Raw genomic sequence first — 26,994 nt, 5'->3', positions numbered from 1 at the left:
GATGTCCCTTTCGATATCGTCGCCGTCCACCCCGCAGACCGGGGAGGACACGGCCGACGTCTGCTTGACCGCCGCCCAGCGCGAGCTGTGGGCCGGGCACCATCTCGACCCGACCCGATCGGCATTCACCACGGCCGAGTACGTGGAGGTCGCCGCCCCCGTCGACATCGACGCTGTCGCCGCGGCGGTACGCACGGTGATCGAGGAGGCCGAGGTGCTCTCGGTCCGCTTCGGGGCCGAACCCGGTGCCGATTCGGCCGACGTCGTCCAGGTGCACGACCGTCGCAACGCCCCCGAACTCGAACGTCTCCAACGCGACCGGGCCGCTGCCCTCGAGTGGATGCGCGAGGACGTGCGCCGACCGCTCGACCTCGACTCCGCTCCCCTCGTGCGGACGGCACTGATCACGACCGACTCCGGTGTGCTCTGGTACCTCCGCGCCCCGCACGCATTGCTCGACGCCTACGGATATTCGCTGCTCACCCGCCGCGTCGCGGCGCTGTACGCGGCCCGGCTCGCGGGCACCGAACCCCGGCCGGCCAAATTTCCGCCGCTGCGGGCGCACGTCCAGGCGGCACAGGAATTCGATGCCGCGGCCCCCGACATCGACGCGCCCCACGGCGCTTCCCGCCCGGTCGGATTCAGCGACACCGTGCGCAGGCCCGTCCCCGATCCCCATCGGTACACGATCCCGATCGACCCCGACGTCGCGGGGAGCCTGCGCGAGGCGGCCACCGCGCAGGCGACCACGTGGGCGGAAGCGGTCTATGCGGCCGCGGCCGCCTACCTCGGCGCCCACACGGGAGCGGAGGAGGTGACGCTCCGGGTGCCGGTGCTCGCCCGCAACGGGATCGAGCTGACGTCGCCCGTGACGGCCACGAACATTGTGCCGCTCCGCATTCCGCTCGACGCACGACCGACGTTCGCCGACGTGATCGGCAGAGTGGCCGCCGCACTGGCCGAGACGCGTCCGTTCCAGCGCGTCCGGGACGCAGGCAGCCGCGCCACCGGCGGAGCGGTGGTGAACGTCAAACCGTTCGCCGCCAGAATCGCTTTCGGTCCCACCGTCGGCACGGTGCATCAGCTCGCCACCGGTCCGGTGGAGGACGTGGTGATCTCCGTCTCGGGCGCCGGGGACGAGCTCACCCTCGAATGGGCCGGAAATCCCGAGGTCTACACGGACGACGAGATCCGGGACCACGCACACCGATTCGCGCACTACCTCCGAACCATCTCCGTGGCAGCAGAACCCGTCTCCGTGGTCGACGTCTGCGCTCCGGACGAACTGGACCTGTGGCGGTCGGCGGCCGGCCTCGACCGGACCACCGGCACGGCAGCGGCGCTTCCGGACAGCATCGTCTCCGCCTTCCTCGCCCAGGCGCGCACCCACCCGGACCGCGTCGCGGTGAACGATCTGTCGTACCGGGACCTCTCGAGTCGCAGTGCCGCCCTGGCCCGGCAACTGAGGACGGCCGGCGCCGGCCGCGGCACGGTCGTGGCCGTCAGCCTCCCCCGCGGCACCGATCTGATCGTCGCCGTCCTCGCGATTCTCCGCAGCGGCGCGACCTACCTGCCGATCGATCCGTCCTCCCCGGCCGAACGCGCGCGGTTCATCCTGCGGGACGCGCAGCCGTCGCTGGGAATCGGATCCGCCGACCTGCTCGGCGACCTCCCGCGAGTCGAGGAGGACTCGGCACAGTCCGAGTCCGGCGAACTCGAGAACGCCGTGCAGGCGGACGACATCGCGTACATCATCTACACGTCCGGATCCACCGGTGTCCCCAAGGGCGTTCCGATTCCGCACCGTAACGTGATGCGGTTGTTCGACGTGTCCCGCGAATGGTTCACGTTCACCGAGGACGACTGCTGGCCCCTGCTGCACTCGTACGCGTTCGACTTCTCCGTCTGGGAGATCTGGGGTGCGCTGCTGCACGGCGGCCGCCTCGTCACAGTCGACGAGGCCACCCTCACGTCACCGGCCGACCTCGCCGCGCTCCTCGTCGACGAGGGTGTCACGGTGCTGAACCAGACGCCGTCCGCGTTCGGGCATCTCGTCGACGCCCTCGTCCGCGCGGACTCGTTCGACCGGCTGCGACTGCGGTACGTCGTGTTCGGCGGTGAGGCTCTCGACCCCGCCGTCCTGCGCGCCTGGTTCGCCGCGACCGGTCCGGATGCGGGAACCGAACTGGTCAACATGTACGGGATCACCGAGACCACCGTGCACGTCACCGCCACGAAGGCCACCGCCGCCGACGTGGTGGACATCGGGGTTCCGCTCGGCGACCTCCGCACGTACGTCCTCGGGCCGGGGCTGCGTCCGGTGCCGCCCGGCGTGACCGGCGAGATCTATGTGTCCGGTCCCGGACTGTCCCCGGGCTACGTCGGGCGTCCCGGCCTGACGTCGGGACGGTTCGTCGCCGACCCGTTCGCGCCCGGCGGGACGCGGATGTACCGCACCGGCGACCTCGCACGGTACGACGCGACCGGCGCGCTCCACTACCACGGCCGGATCGACGACCAGATCCAATTGCGCGGTTATCGTGTCGAACTCGGCGAGATCGGCGCCGCGATGACCGCGGTGCCCGACGTGCAGGCGGCGGTGGCCACGGTGCACGAGCGGGCCGGCGGCGACCAGCGCATCGTCGGATACGTCGTTCCCCGGCCGGGCGGCGAGCACGACGCCGTCGAGGAGCAGGTGCGGGCGCACCTGGTCCGCTCCCTTCCCGGGTACATGACGCCGTCCGCACTGGTGATGCTCGACCGCTTGCCGTTGACCCACAACGGCAAGGTCGACAAGGACGCGCTGCCCGCCCCCCGTTGGCTCGGACAGGCCGGCGACACACCGCGGACCGACACCGAAGCCCGGATACTCCCGCTGTTCACCTCGGTGCTCGGCGCCGAGGAGGTCGGTGTCCACGACGACTTCTTCGCACTCGGCGGGAACTCCCTCCTCGCCGCCGCTCTCGTGTCCGCAATCACCGCGGAACTGGGTGTGCCACTGCGGGTTGCCACGGTCTTCGAGAATCCCACCGTGGCCGCTGTGGCCGCGCAACTGGAGGACGCCGGCGAGCAGGTACCGGCGAGCAGGCCGTCCCCGCGGGACCTCCCCGAGGGCACGCCGGTGCCGTTGTCACCCGCGCAGGAACGCCTGTGGTTCCTCGACAGCGCCGCCGGCGGTGGAACGTACCTGCTGGCACTGGCCGTCGATTTCGGGGAAGGCCTCGAACCCGACGCCCTGTCCGCGGCGCTCGCGGACGTCGTGACCCGGCATCAGTCGTTGCGGACGGTGTTCCCCCTCGTCGACTCGGTGCCCCACCAGGTCGTGCTTCCCGCCGGAGATGCGAAGGTTCGGCTCGAACGAGTCGACAACGTCGGCAACATCGAGGGACATATCGCGGCGATGACGACGGTGGGTCTCGGGCTCACCGACCAGCCGCCGCTGCGCGCGGTGCTGTACGAACCGCAGCACACACTGGTCCTGTTGATGCACCACATCATCGGCGACGAGTGGTCGCAGTCGAAACTGCTGGACGATCTCGCCTTCGCGTACAACGCCCGCCGCGCCGGACGGGCACCGGAGTTCACGCCGCTGCCGTTGCAGTACCCGGACGTCGCCGTGTGGCAACGCGAACGCATAGGCGCCGGCGACGACGCGACCCCGCTGCTGACCGGCCAACTCGACTACTGGCGTGAGCAACTCGACGGTCTGCCGCTCGAACTGGGCTGGCGCACCGACCGCCCCCGACCTGCCCTGCCCACCAACCGCGGCGCGAGCGTCCACCGCACGTTGTCGCCGTCGCTGCACGCGGCCGTCGAGTCGCTCGCCGCCGAGCGCCGCGCGAGCTTCTTCATGATCGTCCACGCCGCCGTGGCCGTGCTGCTCGAAAGACTGGGCGCCGGCGAGGACATCGCCCTCGGCGTGCCCGTCGCCGGTCGCAGTCACCCCGACCTCGACGCCATGGTGGGCTGCTTCATCAACACGGTGGTCCTGCGGACCGACGTGTCGGGCGACCCGACGTTCGCCGAACTGCTGGACCGGGTCAGGGCCGTCGACCTCGACGCCGTCGACCACGCCGACGTGCCGTTCAACCGGATCGTGGAACTCGTCAATCCCCCACGGTCGTCGGCCCGCCATCCCCTGTTCCAGGTCATGCTGTCGCACTGGAAGCAGGACGGTGCGGCGGAGCGATTCGCCGGGACCACCGCCTCGGTGCGGATGCTCGACGCGACGACCGCGAAATTCGATCTGGCGTTGCGCTTCCAGGAACGTCCGGACAGCGGCGGGGTCGACGTGACGTTCGAGTACTCCACCGAACTCTTCGATGCCGCGACCGTCGAGTCCTTCGCGGACCGCCTCGCCGTGGTGATCGAGCGGCTCGTCGAGAACCACGAGCAGCGGATCGCCCGGCTCGACATCCTGACCCCGCGGGAGCGGGGCCGGGTGCTCGGCGAATGGTCCCACGCGGAGCACTCCGTCCCGGCCCGCACGTTCGACGAGTACTTCTCGGCGCAGGTGGCGCAGACACCCGACGCCGAGGCCCTCGCCGTCGGTGCGAGCGTGCGGCCCGCGGTCTCCCTCACGTACCGGCAGCTCGACGAACGGGCGAACCGGATTGCCCACCTGCTGATCTCGCGTGGCGCGGGCCCCGGTGACGTGGTCGCGCTCGCACTCGACCGCTCCGCCGAGCTGATCATCAGTGTTCTCGCCGTGCTGAAGAGCGGTGCCGCGTACCTTCCCGTCGACCCCACGTACCCGGCCGACCGGATCGCGCACATGCTCGCCGACGGCGCACCGGTCGCGATCCTCACGTCCTCCGTCGGTGTGCCCGACCGCACCCCGCTGGGCACCGACGTGCCCATTCTCGACCTGGACGATCCGGACCTGCAGGCCCTGATCGACACCCAGCCGGTCACCGCCCCCACGGACGCCGAGCGGAGCAGACCACTGCAACTCGACGACGCCGCGTATCTCATCTACACGTCCGGATCGACGGGGGTGCCGAAGGGCGTCGTCGTCCCCCACCTGGGCATCGCGGATCTGCTGTCGCTGCAGTCGGACGTGATCGGCATGGACCACACCACTCGGGCGCTCCACTTCTCGTCCATCAGCTTCGACCTCGCGTTCTGGCAGATCATGTGGGGTGTGCTCTCGGGCGGAACGCTGGTGGTCGCGACGGACGCCGACCGCATCCCCGGTGAGCCGCTCGCCCGCGTCATCAACGAACACGACGTGAACTTCGTCGGCGTACCACCGTCTTTCGCCGCCGCGTTCCCGCCGGAGCATCCCATCCCGGACGGCGTCGACCTGATGCTCGGCGCCGAGAAGCTCACACCCCAGCTGATCGAGCGGTACGCACCCGGACGCCGGTTGTTCAACGCGTACGGACCCACCGAGTGCACGGTCAACGCCACCCTGGCCCTCGTCGAACCGGGACATGAAGGTCCGGTCCCCATCGGCGTCGTCGATCCCGGCAAGCGCGCGTACGTCCTGGACCACGCGCTGCGGCCGGTGCCTCCGGGCGTGTCCGGCGAGCTGTATCTCGCGGGCGACAGCGTCACCCGGGGATACCGCAATCAGAGCCCCAAGACGGCGGAACGTTTCATCGCCGACCCGTTCGCAGAGCCGGGCAGGCGCATGTACCGGACGTCGGATGTGGTGTGGTGGGGCAGGGACGGTCAGATCTACTTCACCGGCCGCGCCGACTCGCAGGTCAAGGTGCGCGGATTCCGCATCGAACTCAACGAGATCGAGGCAGTGCTGTCCGGTGACCCGGACGTCGAGCACATCGTCGTCGTGGTCCGCGAGGACCGCCCGGGCGATCAGCGGCTCGTCGCGTACGCGACGTCGGTGCCGGGCGGCCGGATCGACCCCGACCAGTTGCACCGCCGCGCCGCCAGCAGGCTGCCGGACTACATGATCCCGGCCGCGTTCATCGCCGTCGACGAGTTCCCCACCCTCCCCAACGGCAAGCTCGACCAGTCGTCGCTTCCCGTTCCGCACCTGTCACTGCAGGTGTCCGAGCGGGGTCCGCGCACGGCGCGCGAAGAGGTGCTGTGCCAGTTGTTCGCCGAGGCTCTCGGTATCGAGCGGGTCGGCATCGACGACAGCTTCTTCGACCTCGGCGGCCACTCGCTGATGGCGGCCGGATTGATGAGTGCGATCTCGAAGCGGCTGTCCGTGACCGCGACGGTGGCCTCGCTGTTCGCGGCGCCGACCGTGGCCCAGCTGGCGGGCCGTCTCGACGACGATCATGACGCCGACGCGCTGGCCGTCCTCCTGCCGTTCCGCACCGAGGGGTCCAAGCCACCGGTGTTCTGCTTCCACCCCGCCGGCGGAATCAGCTGGGGTTACTCGGGCCTGTTGCGGCACATCGACGACGACTACCCGCTGTACGGCGTGCAGGCCTCCAACCTGTCGACGTCCAAGCGGCCGCCGGAAACGCTCGAGGACATGGCCGCCGAATACATCGAGCACATGCGTACCGTGCAGCCGAAGGGCCCCTACCACCTCCTCGGATGGTCGCTGGGCGGCGTCGTCGCGCACGCCATCGCCGGTGCACTGCAGAACCAGGGTGAGGAACTCGGCATGCTCGTCATGCTCGACTCCTTCCCGTCGGACGCGTGGGCCTCGATGCCGACGGAGCAGGACGCGCTCGCCGCGCTGCTCTACATGGTCGGCTACGACCCGGAACCGCTCCTGGAGGACGGACTCGACCGGCAGCAGGTGATCGACATCCTGCGCGGCGAGGGCAGCGCGCTGGCCGGGATCAACGAGCACACACCGGCCGCGATGATCGACAACTTCGCGAACGCCGTGCGCCTCGAATCCGAACCCTCACAGATCGTCGTGGACTCCGACATGCTCTTCTTCACTGCGGCCAGGAACCCTGCGACCGCGGCGACGTACGACTTGTGGCGGCCCTACCTGACCGGCACCATCGTCAACCACGACCTCGACTGCGAGCACAAGGACATGACCCAGCCCCGCTGGATCGGCGAAGTCGGCTCCGTCGTGAACGAGGCCCTCGCCTCGTTCGGCTCGCACATGAACCCCACCAACACAGAACAGGGAGATCGATGAAAACGTCCGGAAGATATTGGCGTAGAGCCGGAATCGTGATGATGGCGGCAACCGCGCTGTTCGCGGGTGCCTGCAGCGAGTCGAATTCCGACTCGACCGACGCGGCGGGATCCGCCACCGGACAGGCCGACGCGTCGGCCTTCCCCGTGTCGATTCCGTCGGCGCTCGGTACCGCCGAGATCACGGAGGCACCGGAACGCGTCGTCACGATCGGCTGGGGCAGCGAGGACGCGGCACTGTCGCTCGGCGTCGTGCCCGTCGCCGTGCAGAACATGAAGTCGGACACGGGAACCGACGACGGCCTGCTGCCGTGGTCGCGGGCGAAGCTCGAAGAGCTCGACCCGAACGCGGAACCCACGTTGCTGACGGCGTCGAGCAAGGAGATGCCGTACGAGCAGATCGCGGCACTCGCCCCCGACGTGATCCTGGCCGTGCACTCGGGCGTGAACCAGGAGCAGTACGACAAGCTGTCGGCCATCGCCCCCACCGTGGCGTACCCGGAGCGTCGCTGGGCCACCAGCTGGGAAGACCAGATCACTACCGTCGGCAAGGCCCTCGGCCGGTCGGCACAGGCCGAGACACTGGTGACCCGGACTCAGGACACCCTCGCGCAGGCGAAGTCGCAGCACCCCGAGTTCGCCGGGAAGACGGTGGCATTCGGGAGCGGCACCGAGCCGGGATCGTACAACTTCTACTTCGACACCGATCCTCGTCTGAAGATGCTGGCCAGCCTCGGTTTCACGGTCGACCCGCTCGCCCAGCAGTTGCGCGAGAGCAGTGACCAGACCAAGTTCGCGGCTCCCGTCAGCCTGGAACTGCTGCCGACGTACAACCCGGACGTGCTGCTCGCGTGGTACCTGTCGCCCGAGCTGCAGAACGAGGTCCAGTCGAACCCGCTGTTCGCCGGGATGAAGGCCGTGCGCGACAACGCCTACGTGGGTCTGACCGATCCGCCGCTGGTGTTCGCGTCGAGCTCGCCGAACGTGCTCAGCATGCCGTGGCTGCTGGACAAGCTGCTCCCGCAGCTGTCGCAGGCCGCGAACAACGCTCAGGCCAGCTAGTTCCCACCTGAACGCGTCACTGTGCCGCTGCCGAGAGGTCGTCCTCCTCGGCAGCGGCACTGCTGTACGTGCGCAACCCCTTCAAGGTCAGTGCGAGAACCGCAAGCACCACGATGCCGCCCGCCCCGTAGAGGAGGAACGCCTCACGCGGACCCACCGCGGCGCCGACGGCGCCGGCGACGAGCGCTCCGGCAGCCGAGCCCGTGGAGATCTGGGCGCCCCACACACCGGCGACGCGTCCGCGGTATTCCTCGGGCGTCTCGGTCTGGATGACCGCGTACCGGAGGATGTCACCGAGGACGCGGCCGAATCCGTGTGCGGCGAGCCCGAGGAACGTGACCGCGATCATCGGGACCGCGCCGGCGCCGATCAGCCCGGCCGACGCGATCACGGCCGCGAGGAACACGATCAGGCCACCGCGACGAGCAGTTCCCGTCCAGCCACTCGTGAGTGATCCGGTGAGGGCGCCGACGGCGGGGGCGCTGTAGAGCAGTCCGGTGGCCGCCGGTCCGGCATGGAGAACCTGGCTCGCGTAGGCGGGCAGCAGCACGTTCCAGCCGGTCAGCATCATCGCGCAGAACCCGACCAGCAGCGTCCCGCCGACCACGGAGTCCTTGGCGGCATAGGTGAAGCCGCTGGCGATCGACCGCAACGGACTCTCGGTGTTCTTGACCGGCGGCGGCAGCGAGGGCAGCCTGGCGATGCAGTAGGCGGTGATTCCCGAGGACACCGCGGCCAGAACGTAGTTGGTGCCCACGGATGTCGCCGCGATGATCACACCCCCGATGGCCGGTGACGCAACCGTGCCGAGGTCGGCCATCACGGTCATCAGGGCACCGGCGGCGGCCATCTTGTCCTTGGGGAGCAGCGACGGGATCACCGCCATCAGCGCGGTCGCGGAGATGCCGCCGGCGAGGCCCTCGATCACGCCACACAGGTAGATGATCCACAACTGGGGTGTGGGGAGGAACGCGTTGACCGCGAGGATCGCGAAGGCCAGGCCCGCTGCGGCACGGGCGAGGGAGATGACCGGCCTGCGGTCGTACCGGTCGGCGATCACGCCGCCGAACAGGGTGCCGATGAACACCGAGGAGCCCACGACGATGCTCGCCGCGCCCACTGCCAGTGTGGAATTCGTCATGTCGTACACCTGCAGCGGCACCGCCACCAGCAGCAGACCCAGACCGAAGATGGAGATCGTGCGGGCAATGAAGATGTATCGGAACTCGCGACTCGTCCGTAGAGGCGTCAAGTCGATTGCGTATCGCGATAATCCAGCCATTGTCATCCATTCACATTCGGTTGCAACAGCTCTCCGTTTCGCCGTTCGCGCGGAGAGCAACTATGCTTAGGCTTCACTAACCCAGCAACCTACCCCATGTCGTCGAACCGGCTCAACGGGCCGTGGTTCGACCGACGCACCGGAGGATGATAGTGAGTTCCGCTCCCAGCACAGTTCCGACCCGCGACCGAATCCGCGCCGACGTAGCCGACGTGCTCGACGTCCCGGTCGCCGAGATCGACGATTCCGCGAACCTCCTCGACGAGGGGATGGACTCCGTGCGCGTGATGGCGCTGGTCGAACGATGGCGGGCGGACGGTGTGCAGGTGGATCTCGTGGACCTCGTCGGCGAGCCGACACTCGACGCGTGGTTCGAGGTGACGGCAGCACGCTGAGCGGTCCCACCACCTACTCTTGATCCGGCTGGTCGATCCCAGGGTCGGCCCGGACACGGGAGGATGCGAGGGGACATGGCTCACGAAACCAGCGGTGCAGGCAGGATGAGCGTGCTCCGGACACCACGGTTCTGGATCGCTCCCCTGCTCCTCGTCTCCGTCGTCATGTCCCTGCTGGCCGCGCTGTACATGGGTGGGATGCTCAACCCCACCACACACCTCAACCACTTCCCCATCGCGCTCGTCAATCAGGACGAGGGCGACACCACGCCCAATTCCAACCCGCCGCAGCAGCAGAATTTCGGCGACCAGATCACCGCCGGGCTCGTCGAGGGTGTCGATCCGAACAAGGTCGAACTTCGGCAGATCGGGATCGCGCAGGCCCAGTCCGCACTGGACAACGGGGAAATCTACGGTGCGATCGTCATACCGAGCGACTTCACGAAGCGCACCTTCATCCTCGCCCAGGCCGGCGTGATTCCCGGAGACGTCGAACGTCCGGTGATCACGATCTACACGAACCCCCGCGCGGGCACGATCAGCGCGAACCTCGTCCAGAACATCGGGGAGATGGCGTTGGACAAGGCCAATCAGACGATGGGCGAGCAGCTCACCACCCAGGTGACGCAGCAACTCCAGGCGACAGCCCCCGACCTCCAGCTGTCGGGGGCCAGCCGGCTCGTCCTCGACGACCCCATCGACGTGCGGGTGGTGGCCCACAACCCGCTGCCCGACGGCACCGGTTTCGGCTTGGCGGCGTTCTACTACGCGCTCCTGATCGTCCTGGCCGGTTTCACCGGTGCGACCATCGCGAGCACCCTCATCGACGGCATGCTCGGGTTCACCCCGACCGAGGTGGGGCCGCTGTACCTCCACAACGAGGCGGTCCCGATCTCACGGTTCAACACCCTGCTCATCAAGTGGGCGGTGATGGTTGTGCTGGCGATGATCGTGTCGGGTCTGTACCTGTGGATCAGCTCCGCCCTCGGCCTGCCGATCACCGACCCGCTCGCCCTGTGGGAATACGGCGCCTTCGCGATCGCCGCGGTCGGGATCACCGCGATGTCCGTGATGGCCGCGTTCGGCAACCTGGGCCTGCTCATCAACCTGCTGGTGTTCGTCGTCCTGGCGCTGCCTTCGTCGGGCGGCACGATCCCGCTCGAGGCGGCGCCGCGCCTGTACACCTGGCTCGGTGAGTTCGAACCGATGCACCAGATCTACATCGGGGTGCGCGCCATCATGTTCTTCGGCGCGGCGGGCGACGCGGGGCTCATCCACGCCGTGTGGATGACCCTCGCCGGCCTCCTCATCGGCCTCGTCTTCGGTGCCGTCATCACCCGGTTCTACGACCGCAAGGGCTTGCATCGCCGCCACAAGGCGCAGACCGAACCCGAACCGGTGGACGCAGCCGGGGCGTGAGTCACGCGGGCGCGGACGACCAGGCCGCGCCGAACTGTTCGTACCAGGGATGCGGGGCGGGCACTGCCGCCAGGATCCGTTCGACGAACCGATCGGGGTCGCCGAGTTCGGCGAGTCCGACTCCGCGGCGCTCGTAGTCGGCGAACTTGTCGTGCAGTCCGGCGATCACCTTGTCGGTCACCGTCTGCTCGAACTCTTCGATGGTTGCCATCGGATGCCCCTCCTTCCGGCGAGAAGCGTCTGCGTTCAGTGTAGTGCCGACCTGCGGATTTGCCCTCGTCCGGCGGCGGATTATCGACTGTCGGTGACGCAGAGCAGACTGGGCCCGTGAGAATGGTCCTGGTTCCCGATGCCGACGGTGGCGCGACGACCGTTCGCACCGATCCCACGGGCGTTCCGGTCGAGTCCCCACGTCGACACTCCGACGCCGTGGCCGCGGTCCGCGACATCGAGGCGACCGAACACCCCCGCTGGGTCTGGACGAGTACCGCGGCCGTCTATCCGGCGCTGCTGAAGGCGGGGGTGCGGGTGCAGCGCTGCCAGGACCTCGCGCTCACCCACGCCATCCTCAGCATGCGCGACGGTGTTCCCGCGCCGCCGCCGGACGAACCCGTCGACGAACGCCCCGGACTGTTCGAGACCGCACCCACCACGGATCCGGCGCAAGTGGTGGCGGACTTCGCGGAACAGCGGAAGACGATCGGTGACGATGCACGGCTCGACCTGCTGGTGGCGGCCGAGTCCGCGGGCGCGCTGGCCGCCGCGGAGATGAGTGTCGACGGCCTGCCGTTCTCCACCCGTACCCATCGCGCCTTCCTCGAGGCGGCGCTCGGGCCGCGGCCTGCCGGGTACGACCTGCCTCAGCGCATCCAGGACGTGACCGTGGAGATCGGGTCGGCGTTCGGCCGTCGCATCAACCCGGCGTCCCACGTCGAGGTGGTCGACGCGTTTCGCCGTGAGGGCATCGAACTCGCGTCGACCCGCAAACACCTGCTCCGCGAGGTCGATCATCCCGCCGTGCCGCTGCTGCTGCGCCACCGCGATCTGTCCAAGCTGTTCAGCACGAACGGCTGGCAGTGGCTGGACAGTTGGGTCCACGACGACCGGTTCCGGCCCGTCTACGTTCCCGGCGGCGTGGTGTCCGGCCGCTGGTCGAGCCGGGGCGGCGGCGCACTGCAGATTCCGAAACCGCTGCGGTCGAGCGTGATCGCCGACCCGGGTCATACGTTCGTCATCGCCGACGCCGGCCAACTCGAACCCCGCATCCTGGCCGCCATGTCGGGTGACGCCCGCATGGTCGCCGCGGCGGGCGCCGACGACCTGTATGCACCGGTCGCGGCGGAGACGTTCGACGGCGACCGCGGCAAGGCCAAGGTCGCGATCCTCGGTGTTCTGTACGGCGCCACCGCGGGCGAGGCCCGTTCGCTGCTCACCCTGCTGCGCACCCGCTTTCCCGTCGCCGTCGAATATGTGGAAAGGGCGGCCCGTGCCGGTGAACGCGGCGAGGTCGTGCACTCGTGGCTCGGCCGGGCGTGCCCACCCCCGTCGCCCGATTTCTGGTCGCACGGCGACGCCCGGTCACGCGGCCGGTTCACCCGAAACTTCGTGGTACAGGCCACGGCAGCCGAGTGGGCACTGTGCGTGCTCGCGGACCTGCGGCGCCGGCTGGCCGACGACCCGGACAGCGAACTCGTCTTCTTCCAGCACGACGAGGTGATGGTGCATACCCGGGACCCCGACTCGGCGACGCGGCACGTTCTGGGCGCAGTCGAGGTAGCCACCCGGTTGCTGTTCGGCGAGACGCGGGTGCGGTTCCCGATGGATGTGGCGGTGCGGGACTGCTACGCCGAAACCTCCGACGAGGCCTGACCCGCGCGGATTTCCGGTGTCGCGGGTGCGCTCGACATGGTGTACTGGGACGCACTGCTGGCGGGGGCGGCGAAGGAGAACCCATGACGAAGTTGGATTCGACGGACTCGAGCACCAGCGGCGAGACGCCGCGCAGATACCGCTGGCCTGCGTTCACCATCGTGGCCATCGCCATCATCGCGTTCTTCGCGGGTGGATTCGGGGGTTCCTTCCAGGGAAAGCTCACCGAGGTCCAGAAGAACGACAACGCCGCCTACCTGTCGAGTTCCGCCGAATCGACGATCGTCACCAACGAATCGTCCAAGTTCCTCACCGTCGAAACCATCCCCGGATTCGTGCTGTTCCACAGCGACTCCCCGCTCACCGAGCAGGACAAGGCCGCGATCGCCCAGGCGCGTGACGCCATCGCGGCAGTCGACGGAGTCGACGCCGAAGGCATGGCCCAGACACAGTTCTCCCAGGACGGCACCACGGCATCGATCTTCGTTCCCCTCGTCGCGAAGGAGGACGGCACGGCGGTCGCCGGCGATGTGCTCGCCGCCACCGAGGAGAACGTCCTCACCGCCGCGAAGAACGCGGCCGCCGGGCTCGAGGTGCTTCCTGCCGGTCCCGGTGGCCTGCTGGTGGCGTTCATCGACGCGTTCGCCGGACTCGACGGTGCACTGCTGGGCGCCGCGCTGCTCGTGGTCGTCCTGATCCTGCTGGTGGTCTACCGCTCCCCGGTGCTGTGGTTCTTCCCGCTCTTCTCGGCGCTCCTCGCGCTCGGCCTGGCGTCGATGGTCATCTACTTCCTCGCCAAGGCGGAGGTGCTCACCCTCACCGGACAGAGTCAGGGCATCCTGTTCGTCCTCGTGATCGGTGCGGGCACCGACTATGCGCTCCTCCTGATCTCCCGATATAGGGAAGAACTGCACTTCTATCCCAGCCGGTTCGACGCCATGATCAAGGCGTGGAAGGAATCCGCCCCCGCCATCACGGCGTCGGCGGTCACCGTCATCCTCGGTCTGCTGTGCCTGACGTTCTCCGAACTGAACTCCAACAAGAGTCTCGGGCCGGTCGCCGCGATCGGCATCGCGTGCACGTACCTCGTGATGATGACGTTCCTGCCCGTCGCGCTGTCCGCGGCGGGGCGGTGGGTGTTCTGGCCGCGGAAACCGAGGGTGGACGAGGCCACAGACCTCACCACGCACGGTCTGTGGGGCAGGATCGCCGCCCAGGTCGGGAGCAAGGACCGTCCCCTCTGGATCGGTACGACGGTGCTGCTGGCCGTGCTGTTCCTGGTCGGCATCGGCAGTCTGAAGACGGACGGACTGTCGTCGTCGGAGAACTTCACCAACCGGCCCGACGCCGTCGTCGGTCAGGAGTTGTACGACTCCAAGTTCGATCCGGGCGCCGGCGCGCCCGCCGTCATCGTCACCAATGCCGATCAGACGGAGGCGGTCATCGCGGCCGTGAGCGGTGTGGACGGGGTGTCGACGGATCCCGGCGCGGTGTGCCCGCAGGTCGATGTCGAGAAGCTGTCTGCACTCGTCAAGTCCAACCCGGCCGCGGTGGCCTCGGCCGCCGGGCAGGGGTGCGCACCCGATTTCCTCACGGCCGCACCGATCGACGGGCGCATGGTCGTCAACGTGACGCTCGCCGACTCGTACGATTCCCCGGAAGCCCTCGAGACGGTGAAGCGACTGCGCGACGCGGCGCACGCCGTACCCGGTGCCGATGCTCTCGTCGGCGGCAGCACGGCAACGACGCTCGACGTGCAGACGGCGTCGGTGCACGACCGGAACCTGATCATCCCGATCGTTCTCGTCGTCATCTTCGTTGTGCTGGCCCTCCTGCTCCGCGCCCTGCTCACGCCCATCATCCTCATCGCCACCGTGGTCCTGTCGTTCGCAGCCACCCTCGGGGTGTGCGGACTCTTCTTCACCCACGTCTTCCATTTCGCGAACGCAGATCCGGCGTTTCCCCTGTTCGCGTTCGTGTTCCTCGTGGCGCTCGGCATCGACTACAACATCTTCCTGATGACCCGGGTCCGCGAGGAAACCGAGGAACACGGCACCAAATCCGGTGTGCTGCGGGGGCTGGCGGTGACCGGTGGCGTCATCACGTCGGCCGGTGTCGTACTCGCCGCGACGTTCGCGGTGCTGGGTGTGCTGCCCCTGGTGTTCCTCGCCGAGGTCGGCTTCGCCGTCGCGTTCGGCGTGCTGCTCGACACGATCATCGTGCGCAGCATCCTCGTCCCGGCGCTCTCCCACGACATCGGCAAGAAGATCTGGTGGCCGTCGGCGCTGGCAAAGGCCAAGGACTAATAGGCTTCCTCCGTCCACAGGTGGAACAGCGCGTAGGCCCGCCACGGACGCCACTGCTCGGCGAGTTCCGCTGCCTGCCTGCCGGTCCTGACCCCCAGCGCGCGTTTGAGGACGAGATCGTCGGGTGTGAACGCGTCCGGGTCGGCCAGCACCCGCACCGTCAGATAGTCCGCCGTCCACGGACCGATTCCGGGCAGTGCGAGCAGACCGGCCCGGAATTCGGCCGGGTCGGTGTCCGCGCCGAGACGCAGACCGTCGGACGCGGCCTCGGCCAGCGCGAGCACCGTCCTGGCCCGGGCGCCGGTGAGGCCGAGGGTCGAGCGCAACTGTTCGGGTGAGAGCGCCGCGAGCGTCTCCGGTTCGGGGAACGCGAAGAATCCGTCGTGGACCGGCCGGCCGTACGCGGACACGAGCCGGCTGCCGAACGTCCGGGCTGCCGCCAGCGAAACCTGTTGTCCGAGAACGGTCAGAACCGCCGTCTCGAATCCGTCCACGCTCCCCAGACGCCGCAGACCCGGACGCAGCGCCACCAGCGGAGCCAGTTGTGGGTGACGGCTCAACGCGGCGTCGATCGGCAGCGGATCCGCGTCGAGGTCGAGCCAGCGCCGGACCGCGGCGGTGACAGCTTCGGCGTCTCCGGGATCCGCCGGTGTCAGGTGCGCCTCGACGTCCCCGTCGGCGGGACGGACGACGACGGACACGAGCGCGGGCCCGTGCGGACCGTTCACCACCCGGGTGTGGGTTCCGTCGGGGTCGTGTCGCTCGAGCCCGGACACGGTGTGGGCGCGGAGCGCGCCCCACAACGGCGCATGGGTGAACGGACCCCGGTACGGCAGTTGCACTCTCATGTGTCCTCGAGTCCCGTCACCCGCAGCGTGATGTTCAGTCGGCCCGTTGTCAGTCCGCAGTCCGGATCGCTCGTGCCGGGAAACACTTTCGGCACTCCGTGATACGCGAACCGCGACTCGCCACCGAAGACGAAGAGGTCGCCCGACAGCAACTCGACATCGGTGTACGGCTTGGTGCGGGTGGTGGTGTTGCCGAAGCGGAATGTGCACGTGTCGCCGATGCTCAACGACACGACGGCCGCATCGGACCGCTCCTCCTTGTCCTGGTGCATGCCCATCTTCGCGGTGTCGTCGTAGAAGTTGATCAGCGCGGCATCGGGTGTGTACGCGTCGGCGGGCTGCCCGTAGGCCTCACTCACCGCCCGCCGGCCAAGTTCGACCAGCCAGTCGGGCACCGGCGCCACGCGGCCACCGCCCGCGTCCTCGGCTGTGCGCGAGTAGGAATACGGCTTCCAGTGCCAGCCGAGGCGCACCGTCTGCACCGACATGCGGTGCCCCGTCGGCAGTTGTGCGGCCCGCATCGGGACTGGTGCGGTGGCCCAGCGCCGGCATTCGGCCACCAGGTGGCGTTGCTCGGCCGGCGTGAGCCAATCGGGGACGTGGACGGCGCCGGGCGCCACCTCGGTTCGGGGGCGGGGTATCAAGGCGGACATCACGGTCACTCGGCGTCGTGGAGGACCAGGCCGAGGGTCCGGCGGGTGCCGCGCCGAACGGTGCTGACACCGTGCCGTACCGGTCCGGTCGACCAACCGCGGGTCGAGCGCACGGGTCTGTCCCTGGTGGTGAAGATCAGCGCGTGCCCCTGCCGCAGCGTCGTCACTGTGCCCCGGGACTGGGCGCGGGGCCGCTGCTCGACGAGCATGAACTCCCCGCCCTCGTGGTCCACTCCCGGACGGTCGAGGCCGAACACCACCTGCAACGGGAACACGAGGTCACCGTAGAGGTCACGGTGCAGGGCGTTCCAGTCGTTCGCGCGATAGCTGAGCAAGATGGGTGTCGCCCGTTTCTGGCCGGCGTCGTGGCACATGTCCAACCATTCGCCGAGGGTGTCCGGCCACGGCGAGGGATTCCTCAGCTTGGCGGCCCAGTCCCGTGCCACGGGAAGCAGTTTCGGGTAGAAGGCGGCACGGAGTTCGGCCACGACCTCCGGTAGGGGGTAGTCGAAGTACCGGTACTGTCCCGAGCCGAAACGGTGCCGGGCCATGTCGACGGTGGACCGGAAACGCTCGACCTCCCCGTACATGTCCGCGATCTGTGCGCACTCCTCGGCAGTCAGGATCTGCTCCGATTGCGCGCATCCGGCGGCATCGGTCTCGGCGTGAAGACCGTGCCAATCCAGATCGTTCACGCGTTGCGTCAAGGTTGTCATGCCGCTGCCTCCAAAGTCAGCAGGATCGACTTGGCCTCCGGCCCACCCGCATACTGCCCCATGCTGCCGTCGCTGCGGACCACCCGGTGGCAGGGAACCACGACCGGGAGCGGGTTGAGGGCGCAGGCGGTTCCGACCGCGCGCACTGCTTTCGGACTGCCCGCGGCCGCCGCGACCGCGGCGTAACTCGTGGTGTGCCCGTAATCGATCTCGGGAAGATGATGGAGAACCTCGAGCCGAAATCCCTTGGACAGCCTGAAATCCAGCGGGATGTCGAAGCTCGTGCGCTCACCGAGGAAGTATTCGTCGATCTCGTGGGCCACCCTGTCGAGCCGGGCGGGTGCGCGCAGGATCCGGGGACTGATCTGCTCGGCGAGGGTCTGTAGTACGGCGTCGTGATCCTGGTTGGGGAAGGCGACCCGCACCAGCCCGCGATCGGTGGCGGCGAGCAGAAGCGAACCGACGGGGGTGTCGAGTGTCCGGTACGCGACGTCGAGGAGACCTGCCTCGGCGGCGAGGGCGGCGAGCCGCTCACGCAGTTTCTGCTCGACCGCGGAGTCCGACGTGGACAGGGCGTAGACGATGTCGGGGATGTTCATGTGATGTCTCCACTCACAGAGATCGAGAGGGTCTTGCGTAGCGCCGCAATGCCGTCGGCCGCCGCCCGCCGCGACGCGTCCGGGGAGTTGCCGAGGATCACCGCGATCTCGGTGTACGGCAGCCCGGCCAGGTAGTGATACGCCACCGCAGCCCGTTGCTTCATCGGCAGGGAGCCGACCGCGTTCCACAACTCGGGGTCGTGACCGCCGGGAAGTCCGCGGTCGGTGGTCTGCTCGGGAAGCTCGTCGGTGGGGACGGGCCGTCGGTCACGCGCACGTATGTGGTCGAGCGCTTTCCGGTGCGCGATCGTCACCAGCCACGCCTCGATGTTGCTCCCGGGACGCAGGTCGGGGTACGCCCGCATCGCGGCGATGAACGTCTCCGACCAGGCGTCCTCGGCGTCCACCGGGCCGACCACGGCCCGGCAGACCCGCAGCACCGTCGGGCCGTGCTCGGCCACGACGTCTTCGAACGGTTTCAGGGTCATCGGCTCAGCCGGAGTCCCGCCCGTTCCGCTTCGCGTTCGAGCAGGAACCGTTTGCGGTCGAGCCCGCCCGCGTACCCCGTCAGGCTGCCGTTGCTCCCGATGACGCGGTGGCACGGAACGATGATGCTGATCGGATTTCTGCCGTTCGCCGCCGCCACCGCGCGAATCGCGGTCGGGGTGCCGAGGGAGTCGGCCAGCTGACCGTACGTCCACGTCTCGCCGTACGGGATGGTGCGCAGGGCGTCCCACACGCGTTGCTGGAACGGGGTGCCTCGCGCGGCGAGCGGCACGGTGAACTCGGTGCGCTTGCCGTCGAAGTATTCGGTGAGCTGGGTGATGGCCTCGTCGAAATCTGCGGTGTCGCGTTCCCCGAACGTCGCGGGATTGGGCTGGTGCCGGTGTTCGACCATGTAGATGCCGCTCAGCACCCCGTAGACGCTCACCAGCGTCAGGGGGCCGATCGGTGAATCGATGACTGTGTGTGCTGCTCGGTCGGCATTCACGGTGCCAATCCTTCCAGGTGTACGGGCCCCTGAAAGGTAGACGTCTGTCACGACCGAAACGTGAGGTGCGAAAGGCATCAGGCAGGATGGGCCGATGGCTCTCGTACAACTCGGCACCCGCGACCTGGTGCGTACCGTCACCGGGATCGTCCGGTGGTCGGCGGATACCGCTGAACTCGTCGTCTCTCTTCCCGGCCGGATCGGCACCCTCCTGGATCAGGTCGAGGAGCTGATTTCCCGCATCGAGGCGATCAGCGACGGCGCCGAGATCGCGGTGGCGAGGGCGAACGCGGTTGCGGAATCGGCGGCAACCGTGGTCGCCACGGCAGGGCACACATCCGCGTCGGCACAGACGCTGATCAGTCTGTACGAGCCGCTCGCGACGAAGGCCGCCCCACTGGCGCAGCGGTTCGTCGACGACCTCACCGAGGAGGAGATTCACGCCGCGATCGGGTTGGTGGACCACCTGCCCGAGCTGACCCTGCGCATGGAGGGGCTGATGCCGATCCTGGCGACCCTGGACACCGTGTCGCCGGAGATCCACCAACTCCTCGAGGAGGTCCAGGGCGTGCGCCAGGCGATCCAGGGCGTCCCCGGGTTCAAGTTCTTCCGCAAGCGCGGCGAGGCCCAGGAGGACGAGGACTACGCGCGGTAGCCGTCCGTTCCGGCGCGTCCCACGACGATCTTCGGGACCACCGCACGCGACGACAGCCGCAGCAGGGCGTCGACGAGTTCGACGATGTCGTTGACCTCGATCATCGCTTCGGGCGGGATCGTGTCGTGGATCCACGCGGACATGTCGGTGTCGACGTACGCGGGGGCGAGCGCGGTCGCGGAGACGCCGTTGCCCGACTCCTCGACGTTCAGCGTCTCGGTCAGGGAGATCAGGGCGGCCTTGGTCGCGCCGTAGACGGCGAGCCCTGCCTCGGCGTACACGCCGGTGATCGATGCCAGGGCCACGACCTTGGACCCGCGCCCCGGGTTCTCCGCCGCACCGGTCCGGAGCAGCGGCAGCGACTGCTGCAGCAGGCTGAACGGCGCCCGCAGGTTGACTCCGAGGCTCTTGTCGAATCGGCGCATGGGGAACTCGCCGATGGGGCCCGCGGTTCCGACCCCGGCATTGAGTACCAGCGCGTTGAGCGACCCGAACGCGTCGGCGTGCGCCTCGACGACGCGTCCCGCGGATTCCTCGTCGGCGAGGTCACCCGCGACCGCGACGACCTCCTTCGCGCCCGCGGTCCGCAGGTCGGCGGCCACGGACTCGAGCCGATCGCGATCGCGGGCGGTGATCGTCAGCCCGTACCCCTGTTCGGCGAGACGGGTGGCGATGCCGAGTCCGATGCCACGTGAGGCGCCGGTGATCAGTGCGGTGCGACTCATACGGTCTGTCCTTTCAGGGCGCGCAGGCCGGCCGCGACGAATTCGGGCACCGCGTCGCCTGCCTTGTCGAAACCCTCTCCGACGGTGGCACCGACACGGTAGCGGTGGTTGATGCCCTCGGCGATGACGGCGAGTTTGAAGTTCGCGAGCGCCAGGTAGAAGTTCCAGTGGACCAGTTCGCGCCCCGAGGCCACGGTGTAGCGCTGCGCGAGGTCGTCGGCCGACGGCAGTCGCGGGCTCGTCCAGGCCGCCGGTTCGCCGAGCACCAGGTCGAGAGCCGGATGCCGGTAGACGCACATCAGGGCGACGTCGGTGAGCGGGTCGCCGAGGGTCGACAGTTCCCAGTCCACGACCGCCGCGACGGTGCTCACGTCGCCGGACGCGAGGATGGTGTTGTCGATGCGGTAGTCGCCGTGCACGATCGCCGACTCCGACTGCTGCGGAATCGATTCGACGAGCGCGGCATGCAGGCGGTCGACGTCCGCGGAGTCCGTCGTCTTCACCCGCCCCCACTGGCTCGCCCACAATGTGACCTGCCGGGCCACGTACCCGTCCGGGCGGCCGAGCTCGCCCAGGCCGACGGCGTCGTAGTCGACGTTGTGCAACGCGCCGAGCACACGGACCAGTTCGTCGGTGCACGAGTCGATGTCGTCGCCGGACAGCGCCTCGAGATCCGACTTGGTCCGGATCACCTGGCCCGTCACGTGTTCCACCACGGTGAACGGCGCGCCCATCACACAGTCGTCCTCGCACAGTGCGACGGTGGCGGCCACCGGGACGTCGGTGCCCTGCAGGGCCGAGGTGATGCGGAACTCGCGGGCCACGTCGTGCGCCGAGGGTGTGAGCCCCGCGGTGGGCGGCCTTCGCAGCACCCACCGCGAGGAGTCGTCGAAGATGGCGTAGGTGAGGTTGGACTTGCCGCCGGCGATCAGGTCGGCCCGCAATTCGCCGTCGAGAGGAACGTCCGACGCGGTCAGGAACTTTTGCAGCGCAACGAGATCGAGCCCCCGATGTTCGCTCATGCGCCCGCCTCCCGCGCGGCCTTTTTCGCGGCACCCACGACACGCTTGGCGATGGCCCAGCGGTGCACCTCGGACGGTCCGTCGTAGACGCGGAACGGTCGCACCTCGCGGGACAGCCGGGCGAGGGGCAGGTCGCCGGACACGCCGAGACCGCCGCACATCTGGATCGAGCGGTCGACGATGCGGAAGATGGCCTCGGACGCGTAGGTCTTGGCGATGGACGTGGAGTTGCTCGCGTGGCCGCCCTGATCGAGTTCCCAGCACGCCCGCGTCAACAGTGCCCGGCTGGCGGCGATGTCGATCTCGTTGTCTGCGACCATCTTCTGGACCATGCCCAGATCGCCCAGCTTGCCTCCGAAACCGTCACGCTGCGCGACGTGTGCCACGGCGACGTCGTGGCCGCGGCGCGCCGCACCGAGCCAACGCATGACGTGTGTCATCCGGGCGGGCCCGAGCCGGACCTGGGCGTAGGCGAATCCCTGGTCCACCTCGCCGAGAACCCCGCTGTCGGGGACGAACAGGTCGTCGAAGAACACCTCGCAGTGCCCACCGATCATCGCCCGGTCGAGGGTGTCGATGTGGCGGCCCACCCTCAGCCCGTCGGCGTCGGCCGGTGTGAGGAACATCGTGGCGCCGCCGCGGTCGCCGGGCACGCCGGACGTGCGGGCGAAGATGATGAAGAATCCCGCGCCGTCGGCGCCGGTGATGAAGTACTTGTGGCCGTTGATCTTCCACCCGCCCGGCACCTTTTCGGCGCGCGTGGTCAGCGCCGAGGGGTCCGAGCCGGCTCCGGGTGACGGCTCGGTCATGGCGAACGCCGACCGCATGTCGCCGTGCGCCAGCGGGGCGAGGAACCGCTCCTTCTGCTCGGGGCTGGCGATGTGCGCGAGCATGTGGACGTTGCCTTCGTCGGGTGCCCCGATGTTCAGGGCCGTCGGACCGAACAGCGAATAGCCCGCAGCCTCGAAGACGGGCGCGCGATCGGTCATGTTCAGGCCGTGCCCGCCGTACTCGACAGGTGCGTGCGGGGCGAAGACTCCGGCGTCCTTGGCTGCCTTCTGCAGCTCCACGCGCAGGGTGTCGCCACCAGCAGCTGTGATGTCGCCGCCGTGCTCGTCCTCGATGGGCAGCACGACTTCGCGGATGAACGCCTCGGTCTTCTCGACGAGCGCGGTCACCCCGGGTGCGTAGGACAGATCGATCGCCACAACTACCTCCAGTCAGTACGACGACTCCAGTACCGACCGATCACTCGCTCGGTCGAAGTCGTCCCCGACAATTCCACACCTTCGAAGGCCGGTCAAGACTCAGTCGGACGCGCCGACCGTGCTCCTCGCGATCGCCAGGTACCGCTCGACCAGTTCGTCGGGCGACAGCGGCCCGTCCTCCCGGTACCAGGTGGACACCGCGACGCACATCGTGACGACGGCACGGCTCGCGTCCTCCGGGAACGGTGTCCGGAACAGCCCGGCCGCCACCCCCTCGCGGACGATGTCGTCCAGCATCTCCTGCTGCTCGTCGCGCAGCGCGATGTACGCCTTCCGGCTCTCCGGTTCCATGCTCCGCGTCTCCCGGGACGCGACGAACGCCTGTTCACGCCGGTACATGTGGAACCGCAGCAACGACTCGATGACCGCGTCGAACCGCTCGCCCGGTGTCGGACCCGCCTCAGCCACCGCCGCGTGGCTACGATCGAGGAGTTCGCGCATCACCGCGTTCGTCAACCCCACCAGCAGCGCCTGCTTGGAGGGGTAGTGGTGATAGAGACCGGGGACCGACAGACCGGCGCGGGAAGCGATCTCACGGATCGACGCGCCGTCGTACCCCTTCTCGACAAACGCCGCCAGCGCCGCGGCCAGAACCTTGGACAAGCCTTGGTCGGTGTACTCACGCCAGGAACTGCCGCGCTGGGTGCCCTCTACCGTCATGGGTCCTACGGTAGAACAGGCACCCGCCGCTCCCCTGCTGCGGTCGCGGGAGTTGACTAGAGTCGAACGAGGTCGCCCAGATCGACAGCCTTCTCCGACAGAGAGCCAGGGACCACCTGATGATCCACGTCCGTCACTCCGCGATCGCAGCCGTCCCCATCCACGTGGCGTTCGCGTACATCGACGATTACCGGACGGTCCCCGACTGGATGTTCGGAGTCTCGGAGTTCCGTCCGATCGGGGAATTCGACCAGGGGATGGAGTCGACCTTCGACGCCGCGATCCACATCGGCCCCAGCACCCTGCGGTCGCGGCTCGAGGTCACCGAGTGGGAGCAGGACCGGGTCATCACCCTGGCGTCGCTCGACGGCGCCGCCAACTCCTCGACCTGGGAGTTCACCGCAAACGGTGAGGACAAGACCGAGATCAGCGTGGACTTCGCGTACAAACTCCCCGGCGGTCTCGCCGGCAAGGCCCTCGGTCTCATCGTCGAACCGTTCGTCGAAACGGCCGTGAAGAACACCGAGGTGACCTTGCGGCACAACCTCGAGGAGCTGTACGCGAAGCGCAACCGCTAGCGTCCGGGCAGGAAAGCCAGCCGTCCGACCGTTGTCCCCTCGCCGAGTCTCGCGATGCCGTCCGCGACGTCGGTGAGTCCGAGCCGCTCGCTGATCATCGGCTTGATCTCACCGGCCGCGGCCATCCTCGTCAGCTCGTCGTGGCACTCCCGGATCGCAGCGGGGTTGTAGGCGTTGTACAGCCCCCAGTGCAGCCCGATGATCGAGTAGTTCTTGATCAGCGCATGGTTCAGCCCGGGCGACGGGATGGTGCCACTCGCGAATCCGATCACGATGATGCGACCCTCGAACGCGATGCACTTGGTCGACTTCGTGTAGGAGTCGCCGCCCACCGGATCGAACACGACGTCGGCACCGCGGCCGTCCGTGAAGTCCTTCACGGCCTGGACGAAGTCCTCGCTGTGCCGATCGATCACGAGGTCGGCACCGAGTTCCCGCGTATATGCCGCCTTCTCGGGCCCGCCGACGACGCCGATCACCTTGGCGCCTGCCGCCTTACCCAGCTGCACGGCCGCGCTGCCCACTCCGCCTGCCGCAGCCTGCACGAGCAGCGTTTCGCCGGGCTGGATCTGCGTCCTGCGGTGCAGCGCAAACCATCCCGTCTGGTACCCGATCGACAGCGCCGACGCCTCGGCGTCGTCGAGGGCCTCCGGAGCGGGGAACGCGGTGGCCGAGGACATGACGGCCAGCTCGGCGAACCCGCCGTTCGGCAGGCTCGGCATGCCGATCACCCGGTCGCCGACAGCGAACTCGGTGACACCCTCCCCCAGGCCCACCACCTCGCCGCACAGCTCCACACCGGGAGTGAACGGAAGCGGCGGCTTGATCTGGTACTCGCCGCGGCACAACAGCACATCCGGGAAGTTCGCGGCCGCCGAGAGCACCTTGACCAGCAACTCGCCGGGCTTCGGTTCGAGGTCGGGGACGTCCTCGAACGTCAGAACGTCCCTCGGCTGCCCCAATTCGTGTACACGCCACGCCTTCATCGATCAGTCCTTCGGTCCACCGGCGACGTAGACGACCTGACCCGACACGAATCCGGCGCCCTCGCTTACGAAGAACGATGCGGTGTGCGCGATGTCCTCGGGCTGCCCGACGCGGTTCACCGGGATCTGCGACGCCGCCGCCTTCTTGAAGTCCTCGAAGCCGACACCCACCCGCTCGGCGGTCGCGGCGGTCATCTCGGTCTCGATGAAGCCGGGCGCAATCGCGTTCGCGGTGACCCCGAACTTGCCGAGCTCGAATGCCAGCGTCTTGGTGAAGCCCTGCATGCCAGCCTTGGCGGCGGAGTAGTTGACCTGCCCGCGGTTACCGAGCGCCGAGGTGCTCGAGAGGTTCACGATGCGCCCGAACTTGGCGTCCACCATGTACTTCTGCACGGCCCGCGACATCAGGAACGCGCCGCGCAGGTGCACGTTCATCACCGCGTCCCAGTCGTCGACGGTCATCTTGAACAGCAGGTTGTCGCGGGTGATCCCGGCATTGTTGATCAGGATCGTCGGGGCGCCCAGTTCGGTCGCCACCCGCTCGACCGCCGCGGCGACCGACGCCTCATCGGCGACATTTGCGCCCACGGCCAACGCTTCGCCGCCGGCGGACGTGATCGCGTCGACGGTTGCCGCGCAGGCGGACTCGTCGAGGTCGAGGACGGCGACCGCGTAGCCGTCGCCTGCCAGCCGCTTCGCGACGGCGGCGCCGATTCCCCGGGCCGATCCGGTGACGATGGCGGTTCTACGTTCCTGGCTCACTTGTTTCCTCCATGCTGGTTGTTCTCGGTCTTCGTACGGTATTTACGCAGTTCTCTTCTCGCGATGGACATCTTGTGGACCTCATCCGGTCCGTCCGCGAGACGCAATGCCCTCAGATGGGCGTACATCATGGCGAGGGGGAAGTCGTCGGTCACGCCGGCTCCACCGTGCACCTGAATCGCCCGATCCACAATCTTCAACGCAATATTCGGGGCCGCCACCTTGATCGCCGCGATCTCCGTCCGCGCCTCCTTGTTCCCCACCGTATCCATCAGATACGCCGCCTTCAGCGTCAACAACCGAATCATCTCGATCTCGATCCGCGCCTCCGCAATCCAATCCTGAACATTCGCATTCTCACTGACCGGCTTACCGAACGTCACCCGCGACGACGCCCGACGACACATCAACTCCAACGCCCGCTCCGCCATCCCGATCGCCCGCATGCAATGGTGAATCCGACCCGGACCCAACCGCGCCTGCGAAATCGCGAAACCCTCCCCCTCGCCCTTCAGCACATCCTTGGCCGGCACCCGAACATCGGCGAAATCGATCTCCGCATGCCCCTCCCGATCCTGATACCCGAACACCGGCAACCCCCGCATCACCGTCACCCCCGGCGCATCGATCGGCACCACCATCATCGACTGCTGCCGATGCGGCGCCGCCGACGGATCCGTCTTCCCCATCACGATCAACACCCGGCAATTACGGTGCAACGCATTCGACGCAAACCACTTCCGCCCGTTCAGCACATACTCGTCACCGTCCCGGACCATCGACAACTCCACATTCGTCGCATCCGAACTCGCCACCGCCGGCTCCGTCATCGCGAACGCCGACGCCATCGTCCCCTCCAGCAACGGCGTCAGATACTTCTCCTTGTGCTCGGCCGTACCGAACAACTCGAGCACCTCCATATTGCCCGTATCCGGCGCATTGCAATTGCACGCCTCCGACGCAATATGACTGCGCCCCATGATCTCCGCCAACGGCGCATACTCGAGATTCGTCAACCCCGCACCCGTCCCCGGATGCGGATGAAACAGATTCCACAACCCCCGACGCCGCGCCTCCGCCTTCAACTCCTCCAACACCGGCGGCTGGAAATGCGGATC

The 26,994-nt window shown here is 68.2% G+C and carries 23 protein-coding genes; 8 read left to right on the top strand and 15 right to left on the bottom strand.

Translation table 11 applies throughout. The annotated features are described in order from the left end of the window. Position 1: 1 nt before the first annotated feature. Positions 2-7,081 (top strand): amino acid adenylation domain-containing protein, encoded by a 7,080-nt coding sequence (locus tag ACNJ7E_RS08950; protein ID WP_418339644.1) that lies wholly within the window; start codon positions 2-4, stop codon positions 7,079-7,081. Then, entirely contained in the window at positions 7,078-8,142 is a 1,065-nt protein-coding gene (locus tag ACNJ7E_RS08945; RefSeq protein ID WP_105423335.1) for an iron-siderophore ABC transporter substrate-binding protein, read from the top strand. Before ACNJ7E_RS08950 ends, ACNJ7E_RS08945 begins: the two co-directional genes overlap by 4 nt. A gap of 16 nt (positions 8,143-8,158) precedes the next feature. On the opposite strand, the gene entS is transcribed toward ACNJ7E_RS08945, so the two are convergent. Further along, positions 8,159-9,424: an enterobactin transporter EntS gene (gene entS / locus ACNJ7E_RS08940; protein ID WP_283353246.1), complete on the bottom strand. Its 1,266-nt coding sequence runs from the start codon at positions 9,422-9,424 to the stop codon at positions 8,159-8,161. Between the two features lie 146 nt (positions 9,425-9,570). On the opposite strand from entS, the gene ACNJ7E_RS08935 reads away from it, so the two are divergent. Together ACNJ7E_RS08935 and ACNJ7E_RS08930 are read left to right on the top strand one after the other, a co-directional pair. After that, a complete protein-coding gene (locus ACNJ7E_RS08935) occupies positions 9,571-9,819 on the top strand; it encodes a phosphopantetheine-binding protein (protein WP_037205604.1) in 249 nt (82 codons plus the stop codon). A 75-nt stretch (positions 9,820-9,894) separates the two neighbouring features. Then, positions 9,895-11,238 (top strand): YhgE/Pip domain-containing protein, encoded by a 1,344-nt coding sequence (locus ACNJ7E_RS08930; protein ID WP_280780407.1) that lies wholly within the window; start codon positions 9,895-9,897, stop codon positions 11,236-11,238. A gap of 1 nt (position 11,239) precedes the next feature. Here ACNJ7E_RS08930 and ACNJ7E_RS08925 read toward each other — a convergent pair whose 3' ends face one another. Continuing rightward, positions 11,240-11,449: a hypothetical protein gene (locus ACNJ7E_RS08925; RefSeq protein ID WP_054245510.1), complete on the bottom strand. Its 210-nt coding sequence runs from the start codon at positions 11,447-11,449 to the stop codon at positions 11,240-11,242. Between the two features lie 122 nt (positions 11,450-11,571). Here ACNJ7E_RS08925 and ACNJ7E_RS08920 point away from each other — a divergent pair, with 122 nt between their 5' ends. Both ACNJ7E_RS08920 and ACNJ7E_RS08915 read left to right on the top strand, forming a co-directional pair. Beyond that, complete coding sequence (locus tag ACNJ7E_RS08920; RefSeq protein WP_418339660.1) at positions 11,572-13,107, top strand: bifunctional 3'-5' exonuclease/DNA polymerase; 1,536 nt, start codon at positions 11,572-11,574, stop codon at positions 13,105-13,107. 83 nt (positions 13,108-13,190) lie between these two features. Next, positions 13,191-15,413: an MMPL family transporter gene (locus ACNJ7E_RS08915; RefSeq protein ID WP_418339643.1), complete on the top strand. Its 2,223-nt coding sequence runs from the start codon at positions 13,191-13,193 to the stop codon at positions 15,411-15,413. Here ACNJ7E_RS08915 and ACNJ7E_RS08910 read toward each other — a convergent pair. From ACNJ7E_RS08910 to ACNJ7E_RS08885, 6 genes are read right to left on the bottom strand one after another with little or no spacing between them, the layout of a single operon-like run. After that, positions 15,410-16,261: a DNA-3-methyladenine glycosylase family protein gene (locus tag ACNJ7E_RS08910; RefSeq protein ID WP_418339642.1), complete on the bottom strand. Its 852-nt coding sequence runs from the start codon at positions 16,259-16,261 to the stop codon at positions 15,410-15,412. The two genes, ACNJ7E_RS08915 and ACNJ7E_RS08910, sit on opposite strands and share 4 nt — an antisense overlap. After that, entirely contained in the window at positions 16,258-16,914 is a 657-nt protein-coding gene (locus ACNJ7E_RS08905; protein WP_418339641.1) for an alpha-ketoglutarate-dependent dioxygenase AlkB family protein, read from the bottom strand. Before ACNJ7E_RS08905 ends, ACNJ7E_RS08910 begins: the two co-directional genes overlap by 4 nt. Before the next feature lie 5 nt (positions 16,915-16,919). Next, positions 16,920-17,630 (bottom strand): 2OG-Fe(II) oxygenase, encoded by a 711-nt coding sequence (locus ACNJ7E_RS08900; protein WP_280780411.1) that lies wholly within the window; start codon positions 17,628-17,630, stop codon positions 16,920-16,922. Further along, a complete protein-coding gene (locus ACNJ7E_RS08895) occupies positions 17,627-18,229 on the bottom strand; it encodes a methylated-DNA--[protein]-cysteine S-methyltransferase (protein ID WP_280780412.1) in 603 nt (200 codons plus the stop codon). The genes ACNJ7E_RS08900 and ACNJ7E_RS08895 overlap by 4 nt, the downstream gene beginning before the upstream one ends. Then, positions 18,226-18,717: an RNA polymerase sigma factor gene (locus tag ACNJ7E_RS08890; protein WP_418339640.1), complete on the bottom strand. Its 492-nt coding sequence runs from the start codon at positions 18,715-18,717 to the stop codon at positions 18,226-18,228. The genes ACNJ7E_RS08895 and ACNJ7E_RS08890 overlap by 4 nt, the downstream gene beginning before the upstream one ends. Continuing rightward, on the bottom strand, positions 18,714-19,220 hold the full coding sequence (locus ACNJ7E_RS08885; RefSeq protein WP_418339639.1) for a methylated-DNA--[protein]-cysteine S-methyltransferase: 507 nt from the start codon (positions 19,218-19,220) through the stop codon (positions 18,714-18,716). The genes ACNJ7E_RS08890 and ACNJ7E_RS08885 overlap by 4 nt, the downstream gene beginning before the upstream one ends. Positions 19,221-19,314: 94 nt before the next feature. On the opposite strand from ACNJ7E_RS08885, the gene ACNJ7E_RS08880 reads away from it, so the two are divergent. Further along, positions 19,315-19,875: a ribulose 1,5-bisphosphate carboxylase large subunit gene (locus ACNJ7E_RS08880; RefSeq protein WP_280780415.1), complete on the top strand. Its 561-nt coding sequence runs from the start codon at positions 19,315-19,317 to the stop codon at positions 19,873-19,875. On the opposite strand, the gene ACNJ7E_RS08875 is transcribed toward ACNJ7E_RS08880, so the two are convergent. The 4 genes from ACNJ7E_RS08875 to ACNJ7E_RS08860 form a co-directional block, all read right to left on the bottom strand. Beyond that, entirely contained in the window at positions 19,863-20,600 is a 738-nt protein-coding gene (locus ACNJ7E_RS08875) for an SDR family NAD(P)-dependent oxidoreductase (protein WP_317568258.1), read from the bottom strand. The genes ACNJ7E_RS08880 and ACNJ7E_RS08875 overlap by 13 nt on opposite strands. After that, complete coding sequence (locus ACNJ7E_RS08870) at positions 20,597-21,622, bottom strand: phosphotransferase family protein (RefSeq protein WP_418339638.1); 1,026 nt, start codon at positions 21,620-21,622, stop codon at positions 20,597-20,599. Before ACNJ7E_RS08870 ends, ACNJ7E_RS08875 begins: the two co-directional genes overlap by 4 nt. Continuing rightward, positions 21,619-22,830, bottom strand: coding sequence for an acyl-CoA dehydrogenase family protein (locus ACNJ7E_RS08865; protein WP_009480718.1), 1,212 nt, complete (start codon positions 22,828-22,830; stop codon positions 21,619-21,621). The genes ACNJ7E_RS08870 and ACNJ7E_RS08865 overlap by 4 nt, the downstream gene beginning before the upstream one ends. 99 nt (positions 22,831-22,929) lie before the next feature. Next, positions 22,930-23,550, bottom strand: coding sequence for a TetR/AcrR family transcriptional regulator (locus ACNJ7E_RS08860; RefSeq protein ID WP_007296545.1), 621 nt, complete (start codon positions 23,548-23,550; stop codon positions 22,930-22,932). Between the two features lie 119 nt (positions 23,551-23,669). On the opposite strand from ACNJ7E_RS08860, the gene ACNJ7E_RS08855 reads away from it, so the two are divergent. After that, positions 23,670-24,128: an SRPBCC family protein gene (locus ACNJ7E_RS08855; protein ID WP_280780417.1), complete on the top strand. Its 459-nt coding sequence runs from the start codon at positions 23,670-23,672 to the stop codon at positions 24,126-24,128. Here ACNJ7E_RS08855 and ACNJ7E_RS08850 read toward each other — a convergent pair. The 3 genes from ACNJ7E_RS08850 to ACNJ7E_RS08840 all read right to left on the bottom strand — a co-directional run. Beyond that, positions 24,125-25,114 carry an NADPH:quinone oxidoreductase family protein gene (locus tag ACNJ7E_RS08850; RefSeq protein WP_280780418.1) on the bottom strand — a complete coding sequence of 330 codons (990 nt, stop codon included), beginning with the start codon at positions 25,112-25,114 and terminating at the stop codon, positions 24,125-24,127. The genes ACNJ7E_RS08855 and ACNJ7E_RS08850 overlap by 4 nt on opposite strands. Before the next feature lie 3 nt (positions 25,115-25,117). After that, positions 25,118-25,876, bottom strand: a complete 759-nt coding sequence (gene fabG / locus ACNJ7E_RS08845) for a 3-oxoacyl-ACP reductase FabG (RefSeq protein ID WP_280780419.1) — start codon at positions 25,874-25,876, stop codon at positions 25,118-25,120. Further along, positions 25,873-26,994 (bottom strand): acyl-CoA dehydrogenase family protein (locus ACNJ7E_RS08840; protein ID WP_418339637.1); only part of this gene is annotated, 1,122 nt, incomplete at its 5' end. The genes ACNJ7E_RS08840 and fabG, both read right to left, overlap by 4 nt.

It is taken from the genome of Rhodococcus mengyinensis, from assembly GCF_048381435.1.
GTDB lineage: Bacteria > Actinomycetota > Actinomycetes > Mycobacteriales > Mycobacteriaceae > Rhodococcus_F > Rhodococcus_F opacus_D.
The sequence above is the reverse complement of the archived record's forward strand: the minus strand, read 5'-3'. Positions and strand labels throughout refer to the sequence as shown.